The sequence below is a fragment of the Bacteroides sp. CAG:189 genome (genome assembly GCF_000432295.1).
In the GTDB taxonomy this organism is placed as follows: Bacteria; Bacteroidota; Bacteroidia; order Bacteroidales; family Bacteroidaceae; genus Bacteroides; species Bacteroides salyersiae.
The window spans coordinates 1-16,939 of the sequence record NZ_HF991067.1; the positions used below are offsets into that span (position 1 = coordinate 1).

Sequence of the window (16,939 nt, forward strand, 5' to 3'; positions counted from 1 at the left end):
GAAATAAGTATTGTTGATATTTTCCATCTTGTCATAGCCAATTGGTATTGGTTCGTTCTGTCAATTTTAATTTGTGCAGGTATTGCTTTCTTTTATCTGAAATCATCCTCAAAGGTATATAGCCGGAAAGCTTCCGTATTGATCCGTGATGATTCAAAGGGAGGCTCCATCAGTGAATCCACCGCCTTTGCCGACATCTCCTTTTTAGGCGGTAAGCGCAATGTGGATAATGAGGTACTTGTTTTTCAATCCCGTCATCTGATGGAGAAAGTGGCCCGTCGTTTACATCTGGATATGAGTTATAAAGTGAAGAACGGCTTGCGCGAAGACGAGCTTTATACTCATTCTCCAATAACTGTTTTGTTTCCCGAATCGGAAGAACGGCAAGTCATAGAAATGACAGTGACTCCTGTGGATTCTGCCACGGTAAGGCTTTCAGATTTTAGTCTGAGTATAGCCGGTGAGGAAATCCGGTCTGCGGAAGTGGTTGATGCCCGTTTGAATGATACGATTTCGACCCCTGTCGGTACGATGGTGGTGACTCCCACTTTATATTACACGGATACTTACTATGGTAAGCCAGTCTATATTACTAAGTCGAATATGGAAAAGGTGGTTGAGGGGTATTTAAGAAGGATTAATATATCTCTTGCCAGTAAAACAGCTACGATTATAAATTTGGTTCTGGATGACGTATCCACTGCCCGTGCGGAGGATATTTTGAATATGCTTATTGCCGTTTATAATGAGGATGTGATCAATGACAAGAATCAGATTGCTGTTAATACCTCCAAATTCATTAATGACCGTTTGATCATTATTGAACGTGAACTGGGAAGTGTGGATGCTAATATTGAAAGCTTCAAACGAGAGAACCAATTGACGGATATTACTTCTGAAACAGGTATGTATCTTCAGAATACGAGCCGTTACAAGCAGGAGGGCCTCAGTTTGGAAAATCAATTGAGCATAGTAAAATATATTAAGGAATATCTGGTTGATCCTCAAAAAGGTTCTGATTTAATTCCTGCCAATACCGGTATTTCAGATAATAGTGTTGAATCTCAGATAAAAGAGTACAATGACATGTTGCTGAAGCGTGATAAACTGGTAGCCGGTAGTAGCAATAAGAATCCTATTGTGATTGATTTAAACAATTCTTTAGGGGCTATGAAACAGACGATCATCCGTTCTGTGGATAACTTAATTGTAGGATTAAATATTCAGTTGAAGAATATTCGTGAACAGGAAGAGCAGACAACTAAACGTATTGAGGCTGTTCCTACACAACAGAAATATGTTCTCACCGTGGAACGTCAACAAAAGATCAAAGAGGAACTTTATCTTTATTTGCTGAATAAACGTGAGGAGAATGCATTAACACAGGCTATTACTGAGAGTAATGCACGTATTATTGATCCTGCATCGGGTAGTAGTGTTCCTGTTGCTCCCAAATCGATGATGATTCTTTTGGCGGCTATTGTCTTGGGAGGTACTATTCCTATGATTGTTTTATGGTTGCTGAATGTAACGGATACGAAAGTTCGAACTCGTAAAGAATTAGACAACATATTAACCATTCCTTTCTTAGGTGATATTCCTCGTCACGGTACCAGGAAGGGAGAAGATACCGATGCTATTGTCGTACATGAGAGTGGACGTGATTCTGTGTCTGAAGCTTTTCGTATTATCCGTACCAATATGGAGTTTATGCGTGTGAAATCAGACAACCTACAAGTAGTTATGTTTACTTCTGCTAATCCGGGCGCTGGTAAAACTTTTGTTTCAAGTAATCTGGCTATGAGTATTGCACAAACGAACAAGAAAGTTGTTTTGGTTGATGTTGATATTCGCAAGGGTACATTGAGCGGTATTTTTTCAAATCCTTCGGGGCGTATGGGATTGACTCATTATTTATCTGGACGGACTGATGGTCTGGATGATATTATCGGTGCAAGTGAAGAATATGGTAAACTGGATATAATTTTTTCGGGTCCTGTACCTCCTAATCCCGCAGAACTCTTATTGAGTGAACGTTTTGACCGTTTAATTACTGAACTTCGTAAACGTTATGATTATATTATTGTAGATAACGTTCCTGCCGGTATGGTTGCTGATGCTTCTATTGTGAATCGTGTAGCAGATCTTACTATTTTTGTAGTTCGTTCGGGGGTAATGGATCGTCGTCAGTTGCCGGAATTAGAGAAAATGTATCGTGAAGAACAGCTCTGTAACATGTGTGTAGTGCTGAATGGCGTTTCTTATGAACGCAGGAGTTATGGTTACGGTTATGGTTATGGTTACGGTTATGGCTACGGTTATGGTTATGGGAATGAACATCATGGAAATAATAAGCAAGGAGTTGCTAAACGGATTATAAATAAGTTGATTGCTTTTTTTAAATAATTTATTTGTTAACTTATTATATATAGTGAAACTATTTTACAGATGTGATATTTGAACTTCAATGTAAAAAAATAAGAGATATTTTATTTTTGTTTTTATAGTGTATAATGATTATTTCTTGTAGAACATGGTAGTCTTTATATGTTGGCGATATTATGATTGAATATAAGAAATGATGAAAAATATAGAGTTCGAATAATAATATTTAACTCTTTAGATTAGATGGTGGGATGAATATTAATAATAAACGTATAGCCCAAAATACTCTGATGCTTTATTTTCGGATGATACTAACAATGGGGGTATCACTTTATACATCTCGTGTGGTACTTGAGGTGTTAGGTGTGGAAGATTTTGGCATTTATAGTGTAGTGGGAAGTGTTGTAGTGATGTTCGGATTTTTGAACTATGCTATGAGTACAGCTACACAGCGTTTTTTTTCATTTGAGTTAGGGCGAAAAAATATTGATCAGCTTAAGAAGGTATTTAGCTTATCAGTGAGCATTCATGCTATTATTGCCATATTTATTTTTTTGTTGGCTGAAACTATCGGTTTGTGGTTTTTGAATGCACGCCTTGCTATTCCTTTAGAACGAATGGAAACTGCTAATTGGGTTTATCAGTTTTCTGTTTTTACCTTTATGGTGAACGTAATGGCAGTTCCCTATAATGCTGCCATTATTTCACATGAACGAATGAATATCTACGCTTATGTAAGCATTCTGGAGGTTATATTAAGACTTGCTATTGTTTTTTTACTTCAATGTTTTGAATTTGACAAACTACAACTGTATGCTATTTTTGTTTTTATTGTTTCTCTTATTATTCGGGTAGTATATCAGGTTTATTGCAAACGAAAATTCGAAGAATGTACTTATCGGTTTGTTTGGGATAAAGATTTATTTATAAAAATGACTTCTTTTTCTGGGTGGAGCTTATTTGGGCAGCTTTCACGTATGGGAGTAAATCAAGGAATTGATTTTGCTTTGAATATTTATTTTGGAGTTATTATCAATGCTGCTACAGGAGTTGCCAATCAGGTTTTAAATGCGGTTCGAAATTTGGTAAATAATTTCCAGACAGCTTTTAATCCTCAGATAACTCAATCATATGCCGCTAAGAATCAGTTGTATTTGAATAATTTGGTCAATACATCCGCCAAATTTTCGTTTTTACTTCTTTATATATTTTCTATTCCAGTGATTCTTAATGCGGACTTTATTTTGTCAATTTGGTTAGTACAAGTACCTCAGTATGCTGCTGAATTTTGTAAAATAATGATTATTTATACTTTAATAGAATCACTTACGACTCCACTATGGATACTTGTTCATGCTACTGGAAATATAGGTAAATATCAAGTAGTGATTAGTTCTATCTATTCTTTAGAACTTTTGGTCTCTTTACTTTTTTTATATTGGGGATATGGTCCGCAGATTGTTTATCTTGTTCGTATATTTATCAATTGCTTTATTCTATTTGCAAGATTACTGTATGCGAATAAATTGGCTGATTTACCAATCAAGCCATATCTTGTTCAAGTTTTAGGAAGGTTGTTTATTGTGGTATTACTATCTTTACCTTTACCGTTGTATATCGCTTCTTGTTCCAATACTCTTTTTTCGTTTTTGGTCTCATCAGCCATATTTGTAATATTGACTTTGTCTTTTTCGTATTTTTGGGGATTATCTCAAAAGGAAAGANNNGTATTTTTGGGGATTATCTCAAAGGGAAGGAGCGGTTGTGAGTGGTTATGTAGGAACTATATTCAATAAATTAAGAAAATAAAATGGAATCACATCAGTTAGGTTTTTTCTTCGATGATTTTGTTGAGGGTGCTGAAATAACTCATGCCCTTTCAAAAACAATTTTTGAGAGTGATAATAATTTCTTTTCGCTTTTAACAATGAATCATCATCCAGTTCATACCAATATTGATTACGCAAGTATGAATCAACATGGTAAAATTCTCGTTGTAGGAACTTTGGTTTTTTCTTTGGTTGTAGGATTTTCTGTTCCGGATATAAGTGGTAAAGCGATAGCTAATTTGTCTTATGAAGATATTAAGCATCTTAGTCCTGTCTTTGTGAATGATACATTATATGCTCGTACTAAAATATTAAGAGTAACTCCTTCGTCAACAAAAAATGATCGTGGAATAATATACGTGGAAACTATTGGTTTCAATCAACGGGGGGAAGATGTAATTTCATTTCGTAGAAAAGTTTTAGTAAAAAAAAGATGAAAGTGGATTTTTTAATGAGGAGTCTTATGTTTGTTCCCGCTCATAATGAACGTTTGATGGATAGTGCATCTCGGAGTATGGCGGATGTATTGTTACTTGATATTGAAGATTCTGTACAGCCAGTTTCAAACAAGCAAAGTGCGAGAGATAATATAATTTGTTATATTGAATCGGGGAAGTTTAAAGGTAGGGTTTTATTTCCTCGAGTTAATGATAGGGAAAGTGGAGAGTTGCTTAAAGATGTTTATCAATTAACAGTTCCAGGAATAACAGGATTTATGTATCCAAAAGCCCAGAAAGGAGAAGATATTTACTTTTTTGGTAAGTTACTTGAAACTATTGAATATGAAAAAGGTTTTGAAGTCGGAACCTTTAAAATTATTCCACTTATTGAAACGCCGGCAGCAGTAATTAATATTCGAGAAATCTGTGAGGTATGTCCGAATAGGGTTATTGCAGTTGCATTTGGATGTGAAGATTTTGTGACAAATTTGGAAGGTGTTCATGATTCAGACGGTATAAGTATTTTTTCTGCACGTAGTATTATTGCTATGGGAGCCCGTTCTTGTGGGATAGTTCCAATAGATACAGTCCATATAAAAGTTCATGATCTTGAAGATCTTGAAAAGAATATTATTTTAGCAAAAAAACTTGGATTTGAGGGCATGTTGGTTCTAAATCCGAAAGAACTTCCTCTGGTTCATAAATATTATTCTCCGTCTGAAGAAGAAATTTTATGGGCTGAAGAAATCCTTTCGTTGTATGATGAAGCAGAGCTTAGTGGAGTAGGGGTTTCAATAAAAAATGGAAAATTCATAGGACCACCCATGGTTAAAAAAGCAAATAAGATAATAGAGAAATCTAAACGTACGAACCTACTATGATAACTAAAGAACAATTAAAACAAGATTTATTAAGACTTGGTGTACAGAAAGGGGACGTTCTTTATATTAAGGCTTCTTATAAGTCTATCGGAAAAGTTGATGGTGGACCTTTAACGGTAATTGATGCTATTTGTGAGACTGTGGGCAATGAAGGGACAGTTATTTTTTCTGCTTTTTTAAAAGGGTCATGTTTACCAAGGCGATGGTTTCAAAAAAAGGAAATTTGTGATATAAACTCTCCTACTTGGAATGGTGTTTTATCTTCAATGATGCTTTCATACCCAAATACAGTTGTGACAACACATCCAATGTTCAGATATTGTATCTGGGGGAGATATTCTCAAGAACTTGCATCTTTTTCTTCAGAAACATCTGCTCCATATGATATTTTAAAAGAAATATCTGAAAATTATAAGGCTAAGTCTTTGATTATAGGTGAGGGTACCTATGGAATAGGTACTACACATATTTCGCTTACGGAAGCTCTTATAAAATGGAATTATAATCAGAGGAGAATAAACTCATTAATATATTATAGAAATAAAGAAAGTAAACTCGTACGATATGAAGATTTTGTATCGGTATTTTGCCCTAAGGGCTTAAGTATGTTTACAGAAAAAATAATGAATGATATTATTGTTGGAAAGGGTAATATTGGTACTTCAACGGCTTTGTTAATTAATATGAATATAGCCTTGAATTTAGAAAGGCGAATTCTTTCAACGAATCCTGAAGCTATTTTGTGTAATGACCCTACTTGTTTTACGTGTAGAATGTCTTATTCCTTTTCAGAGAAGAAATATTTTTCATTTATTTTCAAGAGTTCTGATAGTGTCCTATATAATATACGATATCTTCTTAGGTTCTTTCTTTTTTCGAAAAAGTGTAGATGAAAATAAATAATCTAATTTCTATGGTATTTGAGCTTCTATAGCTGTTACTTGTGTAATTATTTGTTTGGTAAGTGAAGTGAATTTATGTTTCTTATAGTATGAATATACCTTTGTTTTCTATTATTATTCCTGTTTATAAGGTCGAGCAATACCTACCTGAGTGTATAGATAGCATTATTAAACAAACATTTACAAATTTTGAATTGTTGTTAATAGATGATGGTAGTCCTGACCGTAGCGCAGAGATTTGTGATGCGTATGCTTTAAAAGACAATCGAATTCATGTGTTTCATGAAAAGAATGGCGGAGTAAGTTTTGCAAGAAATATAGGACTTGATAATGCACAAGGTAAATGGATTACATTTATAGATTCTGATGATTGGGTAGAGAAAGATTATCTCGAAAAAATATATGCGGAAGTAGTATCATTCAACGCTGATCTTATTGTGTGGAGTATTGTGCATAGATATGCAAACTATTCATCATTGAAAGATATAAGAAAGAAAGGATGTTTTGATGAAAAAAATGATATTCTAGAATGCTTGATGTTTTTAGATATGAATGGATTGCTAGAAAGTCCTTGTAATAAATGTTATAAAAGAAGCATAATTGAGTCTTTTAAATTACGGTTCGATATGAACATGGCTCATTTGGAAGATTTTGATTTTAATCTTAGATACTTCCCATTAGTAAATTCGCTTTCTACAATAAATAGAGGATTATATAATTATCGACGTGATGATCTGAATTCTTTATCAAGGAAAAGGCCATTTGATTATATAGAACTTTGTAATAAATTACTTAATAAAAGGAAAGACTTATTCTCTAATTGTCAAAGTACAGTGAAAGAAAAATATTTCTATTATTTGGATAAGAAAAAAGAACTATTACTGATGCCCTCTTTGAATTTATATCTTGATGGGACAAAACCGAAGGTGCGCATAGATTTATGGAGAAGATATATACGTGTTATGAATCCAATAATAATTAAAAGTAAATTTGATGTTACATTTCATGACAGGTTTAGGGCATTATTGTTATATACTCATAATCCATATATTATAGATTTTGGATATAACATATTATACTCAGTAAGAAAATTTTTGCCTAAGTTATATAATAAATTGCGTAATTTATTATCTGCAAAATAAGAATTGAGACCAATACCAATGAAAAAAAAACTATATTCTCTTCTCTTCATTTTAATGGGATTTCTTGCTTTATCACCATTTAGTTCGTGGCTACTAATCGAGAAGATGAGGTTTCCTTTAGCATTTCCAGAACTTTTTCTTATTCCATTTGTAATTATATTAAGAAAACAGTTTAATGTAAGAACAAGTCTTGGATTACAATCTATCTATATATATATAACCTTTTTGATATCTCTTATAGCTATTGCATTACTGTGGGGTGACTTTTCTTTTCACGAAATTTTAGGTGCTTCGAGAGCATATTTATATATCGGCTTATGTTATATGATTTTTAGAAAAGGAAATCCCTTGTCAATTATTAATGTTATGTATATATCTTTTGGGAGTTTACTTGGTTGGGCTGCAACTTCTTATTTGAATTTACAATTAAGTATTATGTTAACAGATGAGGTAATTGTTACTTATGGTGCAATATTAGCAATACCACTTTTTATTATATTATCGTTATCGAAAAAATATTATATTTTATTTTCTATTGGTATGGGGGTTATAATTTTCACCTCTTTTACTGCAGGTATTAGGAGACAGATGTTAATAGTTGTTCTTTCGTTGTGTTTATATTTTCTTTTTTCGATTATTGTTAGTAAGAAAAAAGTTAGTAGTATATTTTGGATTATATTACCTGTCATATTTGTGATGTTATTAATACCTTATTTTAAAGATTATTTGAGTACAAATTCACCAGTTTTGTACAATAGAGTTTTTGTTCGTACAGAAACATTATTTAGCGACCAAGGTTTCAAAACAAATAGTGAGGAGACCCGTCTTAATAATTTCAAATTTTATCTTGAAAATTTTGAGCAGTTTCAAATTCCCAAAGGCTTTGTATCTAAATCATCTTCATCTAAAGTTGATTATATTGGTAGCGTTGGACGTTTTAACGATTTTCCTCTATTGGAGTTAACTTCTGTTTTTGGAACATTGCCATTTCTTATCATTTTTCTTTATATCTTGAGATGCAGTGTAGAAAATTTAAAGCTTTATCTGCGTTATCAGCATGACGAGAATATGCTTTTCTGTTCTACTTTTATAATAATGGTTGTCCTTCTGTTTTTAGAGGGATCATTTATTAATTATGCTTATTCAGTACCTTTTACAGGTTATTGTTTAGGACGCTTAAAATATTATTCTATTCAACAAAATGTATTAATGGATAATGAACTTTAATAATCCAATATTAATTTTTGATTACCAATTGTCTGGCCACCATCTTGAATACATTCATCATTTGTATATGGCGGCTATAAAAAGAAAGAATGTGAATTTTGTTTTTTCTCTTCCAAACAATTTTCAGGAAATTTCGAATGTATTAGATTGGCCGTCATCTCCTAACGTAGCATTTTCATTTTTTAATAATGAAAAACTTTCTAATTCGAAAAGGTTATTGTTGAGATCATGGCATTTTTCAAAGATACTTAGGTGTGAGGTAATAAAACATGATACAAATCAGATTTTTCTTATTACCAGTATTTTGGGAACTTTGCCTTTTCTTCCTTTTTTTTTAAGTAAGGCCAGCGTTTCTGGTATCATATATAAGATTTATTTATATAAATGGAAAAAGTCATCATTATTAAACCGGATACAAGATGTTATAAAATACCAATTATTATCTAAATGTTCTTTGTTCAAATCTATATATATATTGAATGATGAAGTTAGTGCTATATATCTTAATAGAATTTATAAAACAGAACGTTTTCGCCATTTAGTTGATCCTTTTAAACCTCTTTCTGAAAGTTCTTTGAAGAAAATGAAATCTGACTTAGGTATTTCTTGTTCGAAATATTTGTTGCTTCATTTTGGTTCAATGTCAGATGCGAAAGGAACATTAGAAATTCTTCAATCTATTCCGTTCATCGAAAAAGAGAAACAGGAAAAGTATGCTTTTGTATTTGCTGGAGTAATTGCATCAAATATTAAAAGTGAATTTTATCGATTGGTAGAACAATATCGGAAAGATACACAGATTATTGTGATAGAAGGTTTTTTGGAATATGATACAATTGGGTCTTTGTGTATGTCATGTGATGTAATTCTTACGCCCTATAAAAGAATAAATACTAGCAGTGGCGCAATTGGATATGCTGCTCAATTTAAGAAACCTGTAATAGCGACGGGAGGAGGATTATTAGGGAAACTGGTTAATAAATATCATTTAGGGGTATTGATCTCTGATGTGTCAGGAGAGTCTATTGCTGATGGAATTCGAAGGTTTGAATCTTGGTATTATAGAAATAATAGTTATTTAGAAAAGAATAATATAACTAATTTTCAAAATAAAATTATAGAGGATCTGATAGAAAAGTATTAATTAAATACTCTTGGTGAGTACATATTCTGTAAGTTTTTCATTCGGAACGGTTTGTAGCTACTACCATATTATAATCAATGTTCTTTATTCTTACATTAGTAACTTATGGATTTGTTTATTACTTTAGATTATGAACTTTTCATGGGGAAAAAGACTGGCAGTGTAGAAAGCTGTTTATTGTCTCCTATGAATAGCTTTATTTCTATGCTTGACCGTTACGGGATTAAAGCAACTATTTTTGTTGATGCAGCTTATTTATTGCGCTTAAGTGAATTAAAAGATAAGCATGATAAATTGAAATCTGATTTTGAATTGATTTCAGATCATTTGAAGTGTTTAGAGCAAGCCGGACATGATATTCAATTGCATTTTCATCCGCAATGGATATATTCAGATTATGATTCGAAACAATGGATAATGGATTTTGAACATTATAAATTGAGTGATTTACCCGAAAATGTTTTAAGAACATCTTTTTATTCAGCTAGATTATTGCTGGAAGAAATTATAGGGAAGAAAATTATTGCTTTTAGAGCAGGAGGATATTCTCTCCCTACTTATTCTGGATATATTGATTTGTTTAAGTTGAATGGAATAAAAATTGATTCTTCTGTTTTACGCGGGGCGTATGTCGATTCCAAATATCAAAAATATGATTACAGGAATATTCCAAAAGCTAGTATATATAATTTTAATAATAGTCTTTTTATAGAAGATAATAAGGGGGAGTTTTGTGAATGCTCAATTTCTACTGTCGCTTATCAAGGATTTGTATATTGGTTACTGAAACGGAGGCTTTCTTCGATTTATCACCCGACGATACAATATGGTGATGGCTACGGCATTGGGATTTCTGGTAGTAGACTGAAACGGTTAGTAAAGCGTATTAAAATATTATTCCAAAACAAAATCGTTTCTGCATCAATAGATGGTTTTATGTCTACAATGTTGTTGGATATTTATTCTATACATAAAAAACAAGTATCGTGTAATGGTTTTGTTATAATTGGCCATCCTAAAAATTTTTCAAATGTTTCTATTCGTAATGTGGAAGAGTTTATTTTAAAAGTACGTGATGAGGATACTTTTCTAACTTTCTCTTCTATGAAATAATTTTCGTACACAGATGACTACTCTAAAAATTAAGTTTATTCTTGGTCAGATATCTCAACCAAGATGTCTAAAACGTTTGGAAGCAATAAAGAATGCCGGTTTCGAAATAGCAGTATATGGCTTTGATAATGGATTGTATAACGAAAATATACGAAATAAAGATTATAAAATACATAGTATTCGAATAGATGGAAAAGGGAATAAGTTTGTTAAGTCAATAAAAAAGATATTGTTTATAAAAAAAGTTTGTTCTATATCGTCTTCACATGATATTTTATACGCCTTTGGTATTGACATTGCATTTTGGGTTTATTTATTTACAGGTGGAAGAAGAAAATATATTTATGAAGAGGCAGATTTAAATTATACGAAATTCTCGAATAAATATATCGTCCGTTTTTTTAAATCTGTTGATAAATATTTAATTCGACACTCATATTATGCAGTTTTGACTTCTGATGGTTTTGTAGAATATCTATATGCATTTTCTATTCCACCTAAGCAAATTATAGTTTTACCTAATAAATTGAATGTTTATTTTAGAAATGTTTCCCGGAATTTTTACGAATTACAGAATGTTGAAAAAATTCGATTCGGATTTATCGGTGCAGTTCGTTATCCCAATACAATTGTGCGGTTTGCGGAAGTAGTAGGTAAGTATTTTCCTCAATATGAGTTTACTTTTTGGGGCACAGGCATTGGAATAAATGAGGCAATGATCAGATGTGAAACTTATAATAATGTAAAGTTTGAGGGTGCTTTTCGAAATCCGGAAGATTTAGAGACGATTTATTCTAATATTGATATTAATATTGTTTGCTACGATACAACTTATTTCAATGTCACTATAGCTGAACCGAATAAACTTTATGAATCTATCTTTTTTGGAAAACCTATGGTAGTAAGTGCAAATACCTTTCTTGCTACTAAAGTTAAAGAATGGGGAATAGGCTTTGCTGCAAACTGCTCGACTGATATATATATAAAAGAGTTTATTTCATCATTAGGTGTTGAACAAATAAATAGATGTATAAAAAACTGTGCGAAAATACAAAAGGAAGAACTTATTGATTCTACTACTATTTTAATAGAAAAAATCGTATAAAGATACATTGTACTGCATAATAAATTAATCGCATTTTAAATAAAAAAGAAGATGAAAGCATGTTTTATGGGGTTGGGCTATATTGGCCTGCCCACGGCTATTATTGCCGCAAAGCACGGAGTACAAATCACCGGTGTGGATATAAATCCAAGGGTGGTTGAGATGACTAATCAAGGTAAATTGCATATCATAGAACCCGGTATGCAAGAACTGCTTCAGGAAGTGGTGTCCGGTGGTCAGTTGAAAGCTTCCACTACTCCCGAGGAAAGTGACGCTTATTTCATGGTGGTTCCCACTCCCTTCAAAGGAAATCACGAGCCGGATATTTCTTATGTGGAATCTGCCACCCGTGCAGTTATTCCTTTGCTGAAAGAAGGTGATTTGTATGTGATAGAATCTACCTCCCCAGTAGGTACTACGGACAAGATGAAGGATTTGATCTTCTCTCTTCGTCCGGAACTGAAAGACAAGATTTATATCGCCTATTGTCCGGAACGCGTGTTGCCCGGCAATGTAATCTATGAGCTGGTGCATAACGATCGTGTGATTGGCGGTATGAATGAAGCTTCAACAGATAAAGCCGTTGAATTTTATAGCCAATTTGTGAAGGGTACCCTTCATCGTACTAACTGCAAGACAGCTGAAATGTGCAAATTGACCGAGAACTCTTCCCGCGATGTACAAATAGCCTTTGCCAATGAGTTATCGATAATTTGCGATAAGGCGGGTATTAATGTCTGGGAATTGATCAGCCTGGCCAATAAGCACCCCCGCGTTAATATTCTTCAACCCGGTTGTGGTGTCGGCGGACATTGTATTGCAGTGGATCCTTATTTCATAACGGCTGATTTTCCCATTGAATCCCAGATTATAGCTAAGGCCCGTGAAATAAATAATTATAAAGCTTTCTGGTGTGCGGAAAAGGTTGAAAATGCAATGCTTAAATTTGAACTGGAACACCATCACAAACCGGTGATAGCCATGATGGGCCTGGCATTTAAACCGGATATTGACGACCTTCGTGAAGCCCCCGCCAAGTATATAACCACCAAAGTGATGCAGAGCTGTAACAATGCTGACATTCTGGTAGTGGAACCGAATGTAAATGAACATAAGGTATTTAAGCTGACTGACTATAAAGAGGCCTATGCAAAAGCCGATATCGTGGTTTTTTTGGTTGCCCACTCTGTATTTAAAACTTTACCTTACGATACGGATAAGGTAATTCTGGACTTCTGTGGTATTTATAAAAAATAAGATCAGACTTTTATGAAGAAAATATTGTTGGCTTTCGGGACTCGTCCCGAAGCCATAAAAATGGCTCCTTTGGTCAAGGAGTTTCAAAAACATCCGGACAAGTTTCAAACCATCGTTTGTGTGACCGGACAACACCGGGAAATGCTTGACCAGGTTCTTTCTATTTTTTCCATCCGTCCGGATTATGACCTTAATATCATGAAGCAGGGACAAGACCTGTATGACGTGACATCCCGTGTTCTTTTGGGAATGAGGGACGTTTTGAAAGAGGTGCTTCCTGATGTCGTATTGGTTCATGGAGATACGACTACCTCCACAGCCGTTGCATTGGCGGCTTTTTATCAACAGATTCCTGTGGGACATGTGGAAGCCGGTCTACGTACTTATGACATCTATAGTCCTTGGCCTGAGGAGATGAATCGGCAGATGACGGGACGTATAACGACTTATCATTTTTCTCCGACTTCGCTGAGCCGGCAGAATTTGGTAAATGAAGGCGTGAAGGAAGATCATATATTGGTTACGGGTAATACGGTGATAGATGCCTTGTATATGGTTGTGGATAAGATCAAAGAGGATAAGGAACTTGATACTGAACTGGAAGGCATCTTAAAGAAATCCGGCTACGACGTAAACCGCCTGAATAATGGCAAGAAACTTATGTTGATAACCGGTCATCGTCGTGAAAATTTCGGTGAAGGTTTTATCTCGATGTGCCGGGCTATTAAGGCCTTGACAGAAAAATATCCGGCGGTAGACTTTGTATACCCGATGCATCTGAATCCTAATGTAAGAAAAGCCATTCATGAGGTGTTCGGTGAAAACCTCTCCAATTTTGGTAATATATTCTTTATTGAACCTTTGGAATACCTGTCATTCGTGTATTTGATGGAGAAATCGGCTATTGTCCTTACGGATAGCGGCGGCATTCAGGAAGAGGCTCCCGGTCTTGGTAAACCGGTGCTGGTGATGCGCGATACGACCGAACGTCCGGAGGCATTGGAGGCAGGTACTGTCAAACTGGTCGGAACCGATTATGATAAGATTGTCAATGAGGTGTCCGCCTTACTGGATGACGGGGAATACTATAACAGGATGAGCAAGGCTGTTAATCCTTATGGGGACGGTCTGGCTTGCAGTCGGATAGTGAACCGGTTTATATAATTCTGAAATATACCGTCTGATACTTGAAATTTAACTGAACTATTATCTACGTTGAAATCCGAAGGGAAAAATGGGTGTCAGTAAAATAATCACGCTTTATAATACGCTTCGATACTTAAAACCTATTCAGTTGTTATACAGAGGGAAACAACTCGTCGGAAAGTATACTTCTTCTGGCATTGACTTAAATGGTACATTGAAAATTAAATCTTCAGATATGGTCTTTGAAGGTTCGATTCCTTTTGCACCTACTTATGATGTTCAAAGCAAGTGTTTCTCTTTTCTAAACCGGTCGCATTCTTTTTCATCCCGGATTGATTGGAATTGGTTAGGTTATGGACGGCTATGGGTATATAACCTGAACTATTTTGAGTATTTGGACCAAGAAAATCTTCCAAAAGAAGAAGGATTGGTTCTCATTGATGATTTTATCAGTCGGTTGCCCGATTGTGTGGTCGGTCTGGAACCTTATCCTCTTTCTTTGAGATGTACCAATTGGATCCGTTTTTTGGGTAAGCATAAGATTAGAAACGATAAATACGATGTAATCTTGTTTAAGCAATTACAGTTGCTTACCCATAAATTAGAATATCATTTGTTGGGTAATCATCTATTGGAAAATGGTTTCGCTTTATTTTTTGGTGCCTATTATTTTGATGATTATAGATTTTACAAGCTGGCAAGGCGTATTTTACTTTCTGAACTGAATGAACAGACATTACATGACGGTGGTAATTTTGAGTTAAGTCCCATGTACCATTGTATCATATTGCTGCGTGTATTGGACTGTTATAATCTGGTGAAGAGCAATTCTTTGTTTAAAAAAGAACTGTTGTCCTTTTTTGAAGAAAAGAGTCTTAAGATGTTGGGGTGGCTGTCTTCTGTTTGTTTTGAAAATGGTGATATTCCATTATTTAATGATGCCGCTTTCGGGATATCTCCCTCGCCTGTTGCTCTGTTTGCGTATGCAAAACGTTTAGGATTGAATTTTGAGAAATCCGGGCTTTCTGATTCCGGATATAGAAAGCTTGTTACAAACAAGTTTGAGTGTGTGGTGGATGTATCCCGTGTTGGTCCGGATTATCAACCCGGACATGCGCATGCCGATACATTCACTTTTGAATTACATATCAATAATCGTCCGGTTATAATAGATACGGGTACTTCCACCTATGAAGTAAATGAAGCCCGTTTTTATGAACGGTCTACTATGGCCCATAATACGGTGGTGGTGGATAATGTTAATTCCAGTGAAGTTTGGGCAGGCCACCGGGTGGGGAAACGTGCTTATGTGAAGCTTCTGAAAGATAAAGAGAACAAGATACAGGCTGTTCACTCAGGATATAAATCAAAGGGTATAAGACATTTACGTTCTTTTTCCATAAAGGATGAAACCTTGATAATAGAGGATGTCATTGGGGGGCAGGCTATGGCATATTTACATTTTCACCCTTCAGAACAGATAGAGATATTCGATAATGAGATTAAAGGAACGGATTATTCAATTCTGATAAATGGCGCAATTTCCATAGAAATGTTTGATTCTTATTATGCTCCGGAATTCAATAAAAAAATCCCCTCTAAAAGTATTCGTATCAATTTTAAAAATAAACTGGAAACTCTATTTAAATGAAGCTACTTTTTCTATCTTTCTATTTTGAACCGGATCTTTGCGCCGGCTCGTTTAGAAATACCCCTTTATTTCAGGAAATCAGGAATCAATTGGGAAAAGATGATTTTATCCATGTAATAACAACACAGCCGAACCGTTACAAGACGTTTCATGCGTCTGCCGAACAGGAAGAAAGGGGGGATAATTATATAATTAATAGAATAACCATACCTGAGCATAAAAGTGGGATGTTAGATCAGGCAAAGTCTTTTGCCATATTCTACTGGAAGGCGATAAAATTAGTGAAAGGAAGGAAATATGATTTGGTTTATGCCTCTTCTTCCCGTTTGTTCACAGCTTTTTTAGGACGTCGGATAGCTTCCGGTCAACGTGTTCCATTGTATTTGGATATTCGTGATATTTTTGTTGATACGATGAAAGATGTGCTCGGGGATAAAAAAATGATTCAAATTCCTGTGGTCTTGTTTGCCCGGATGATAGAGCGTTATACTTTTTCGAAGGCCAGTCACATAAATCTGGTGTCGGAAGGATTCAAGGACTATTTTAGTAAATATAAACAACCGTCCTATTCTTATTATACAAATGGGATTGATGATGTTTTTTTGTCTGCCGGTGCTGGAAAAGAAGAAAATGAATCCCTGCAAAAGCCAATGATCGTTACTTATGCGGGTAATATTGGAAGTGGGCAGGGCTTGGAAAAGATAGTTCCCCAGGCGG

The 16,939-nt window shown here is 34.5% G+C and carries 13 protein-coding genes and 1 pseudogene; all 14 read left to right on the plus strand.

The features are described 5' to 3' along the window. Nucleotides 1-2,406: GumC family protein (locus tag QVP90_RS09510; RefSeq protein ID WP_288204201.1), on the plus strand; the 2,406-nt coding region annotated here is incomplete at its 5' end. 230 nt (nucleotides 2,407-2,636) lie between these two features. Continuing rightward, entirely contained in the window at nucleotides 2,637-4,181 is a 1,545-nt protein-coding gene (locus QVP90_RS09515) for a lipopolysaccharide biosynthesis protein (RefSeq protein WP_021936278.1), read from the plus strand. Nucleotides 4,182-4,195: 14 nt separating this feature from the next. Continuing rightward, nucleotides 4,196-4,651 carry a MaoC family dehydratase gene (locus QVP90_RS09520; RefSeq protein ID WP_021936279.1) on the plus strand — a complete coding sequence of 152 codons (456 nt, stop codon included), beginning with the start codon at nucleotides 4,196-4,198 and terminating at the stop codon, nucleotides 4,649-4,651. Then, the gene (locus QVP90_RS09525; RefSeq protein ID WP_021936280.1) at nucleotides 4,648-5,535 is read left to right on the plus strand and encodes an HpcH/HpaI aldolase/citrate lyase family protein; all 888 of its coding nucleotides are present in this window, start codon (nucleotides 4,648-4,650) and stop codon (nucleotides 5,533-5,535) included. The genes QVP90_RS09520 and QVP90_RS09525 overlap by 4 nt, the downstream gene beginning before the upstream one ends. Next, nucleotides 5,532-6,428: an AAC(3) family N-acetyltransferase gene (locus QVP90_RS09530; RefSeq protein ID WP_021936281.1), complete on the plus strand. Its 897-nt coding sequence runs from the start codon at nucleotides 5,532-5,534 to the stop codon at nucleotides 6,426-6,428. Before QVP90_RS09525 ends, QVP90_RS09530 begins: the two co-directional genes overlap by 4 nt. A 98-nt stretch (nucleotides 6,429-6,526) precedes the next feature. Continuing rightward, nucleotides 6,527-7,579: a glycosyltransferase family 2 protein gene (locus QVP90_RS09535; RefSeq protein ID WP_021936282.1), complete on the plus strand. Its 1,053-nt coding sequence runs from the start codon at nucleotides 6,527-6,529 to the stop codon at nucleotides 7,577-7,579. Between the two features lie 18 nt (nucleotides 7,580-7,597). Further along, nucleotides 7,598-8,806 carry a hypothetical protein gene (locus tag QVP90_RS09540; RefSeq protein ID WP_021936283.1) on the plus strand — a complete coding sequence of 403 codons (1,209 nt, stop codon included), beginning with the start codon at nucleotides 7,598-7,600 and terminating at the stop codon, nucleotides 8,804-8,806. 67 nt (nucleotides 8,807-8,873) lie between these two features. Beyond that, the gene (locus QVP90_RS09545; protein WP_288204202.1) at nucleotides 8,874-9,950 is read left to right on the plus strand and encodes a glycosyltransferase; all 1,077 of its coding nucleotides are present in this window, start codon (nucleotides 8,874-8,876) and stop codon (nucleotides 9,948-9,950) included. Nucleotides 9,951-10,055: 105 nt separating this feature from the next. Next, nucleotides 10,056-11,063 carry a polysaccharide deacetylase family protein gene (locus QVP90_RS09550; RefSeq protein ID WP_005930798.1) on the plus strand — a complete coding sequence of 336 codons (1,008 nt, stop codon included), beginning with the start codon at nucleotides 10,056-10,058 and terminating at the stop codon, nucleotides 11,061-11,063. Between the two features lie 76 nt (nucleotides 11,064-11,139). Beyond that, the gene (locus tag QVP90_RS09555) at nucleotides 11,140-12,168 is read left to right on the plus strand and encodes a hypothetical protein (RefSeq protein WP_130059926.1); all 1,029 of its coding nucleotides are present in this window, start codon (nucleotides 11,140-11,142) and stop codon (nucleotides 12,166-12,168) included. A gap of 51 nt (nucleotides 12,169-12,219) precedes the next feature. Next, complete coding sequence (wecC, locus tag QVP90_RS09560) at nucleotides 12,220-13,425, plus strand: UDP-N-acetyl-D-mannosamine dehydrogenase (RefSeq protein WP_005930804.1); 1,206 nt, start codon at nucleotides 12,220-12,222, stop codon at nucleotides 13,423-13,425. Between the two features lie 12 nt (nucleotides 13,426-13,437). Then, a complete protein-coding gene (gene wecB, locus QVP90_RS09565; RefSeq protein WP_021936285.1) occupies nucleotides 13,438-14,589 on the plus strand; it encodes a non-hydrolyzing UDP-N-acetylglucosamine 2-epimerase in 1,152 nt (383 codons plus the stop codon). A 70-nt stretch (nucleotides 14,590-14,659) separates the two neighbouring features. Further along, the gene (locus QVP90_RS09570; protein WP_021936286.1) at nucleotides 14,660-16,222 is read left to right on the plus strand and encodes an alginate lyase family protein; all 1,563 of its coding nucleotides are present in this window, start codon (nucleotides 14,660-14,662) and stop codon (nucleotides 16,220-16,222) included. After that, a pseudogene (locus tag QVP90_RS09575) lies at nucleotides 16,219-16,939 on the plus strand (glycosyltransferase family 4 protein); the annotation flags it as partial. The gene QVP90_RS09570 and the pseudogene QVP90_RS09575, both read left to right, overlap by 4 nt.

Excerpts from the sequence above, each read along its gene's own strand:
- wecB (WP_021936285.1), top strand. The coding sequence starts at position 13,438 with ATGAAGAAAATATTGTTGGCTTTCGGGACTCGTCCCGAAGCCATAAAA.
- QVP90_RS09550 (WP_005930798.1), top strand. The coding sequence starts at position 10,056 with ATGGATTTGTTTATTACTTTAGATTATGAACTTTTCATGGGGAAAAAG.
- QVP90_RS09520 (WP_021936279.1), top strand. The coding sequence starts at position 4,196 with ATGGAATCACATCAGTTAGGTTTTTTCTTCGATGATTTTGTTGAGGGT.
- QVP90_RS09535 (WP_021936282.1), top strand. The coding sequence starts at position 6,527 with ATGAATATACCTTTGTTTTCTATTATTATTCCTGTTTATAAGGTCGAG.
- QVP90_RS09525 (WP_021936280.1), top strand. The coding sequence starts at position 4,648 with ATGAAAGTGGATTTTTTAATGAGGAGTCTTATGTTTGTTCCCGCTCAT.
- QVP90_RS09540 (WP_021936283.1), top strand. The coding sequence starts at position 7,598 with ATGAAAAAAAAACTATATTCTCTTCTCTTCATTTTAATGGGATTTCTT.
- QVP90_RS09545 (WP_288204202.1), top strand. The coding sequence starts at position 8,874 with ATGGCGGCTATAAAAAGAAAGAATGTGAATTTTGTTTTTTCTCTTCCA.
- wecC (WP_005930804.1), top strand. The coding sequence starts at position 12,220 with ATGAAAGCATGTTTTATGGGGTTGGGCTATATTGGCCTGCCCACGGCT.
- QVP90_RS09530 (WP_021936281.1), top strand. The coding sequence starts at position 5,532 with ATGATAACTAAAGAACAATTAAAACAAGATTTATTAAGACTTGGTGTA.
- QVP90_RS09570 (WP_021936286.1), top strand. The coding sequence starts at position 14,660 with ATGGGTGTCAGTAAAATAATCACGCTTTATAATACGCTTCGATACTTA.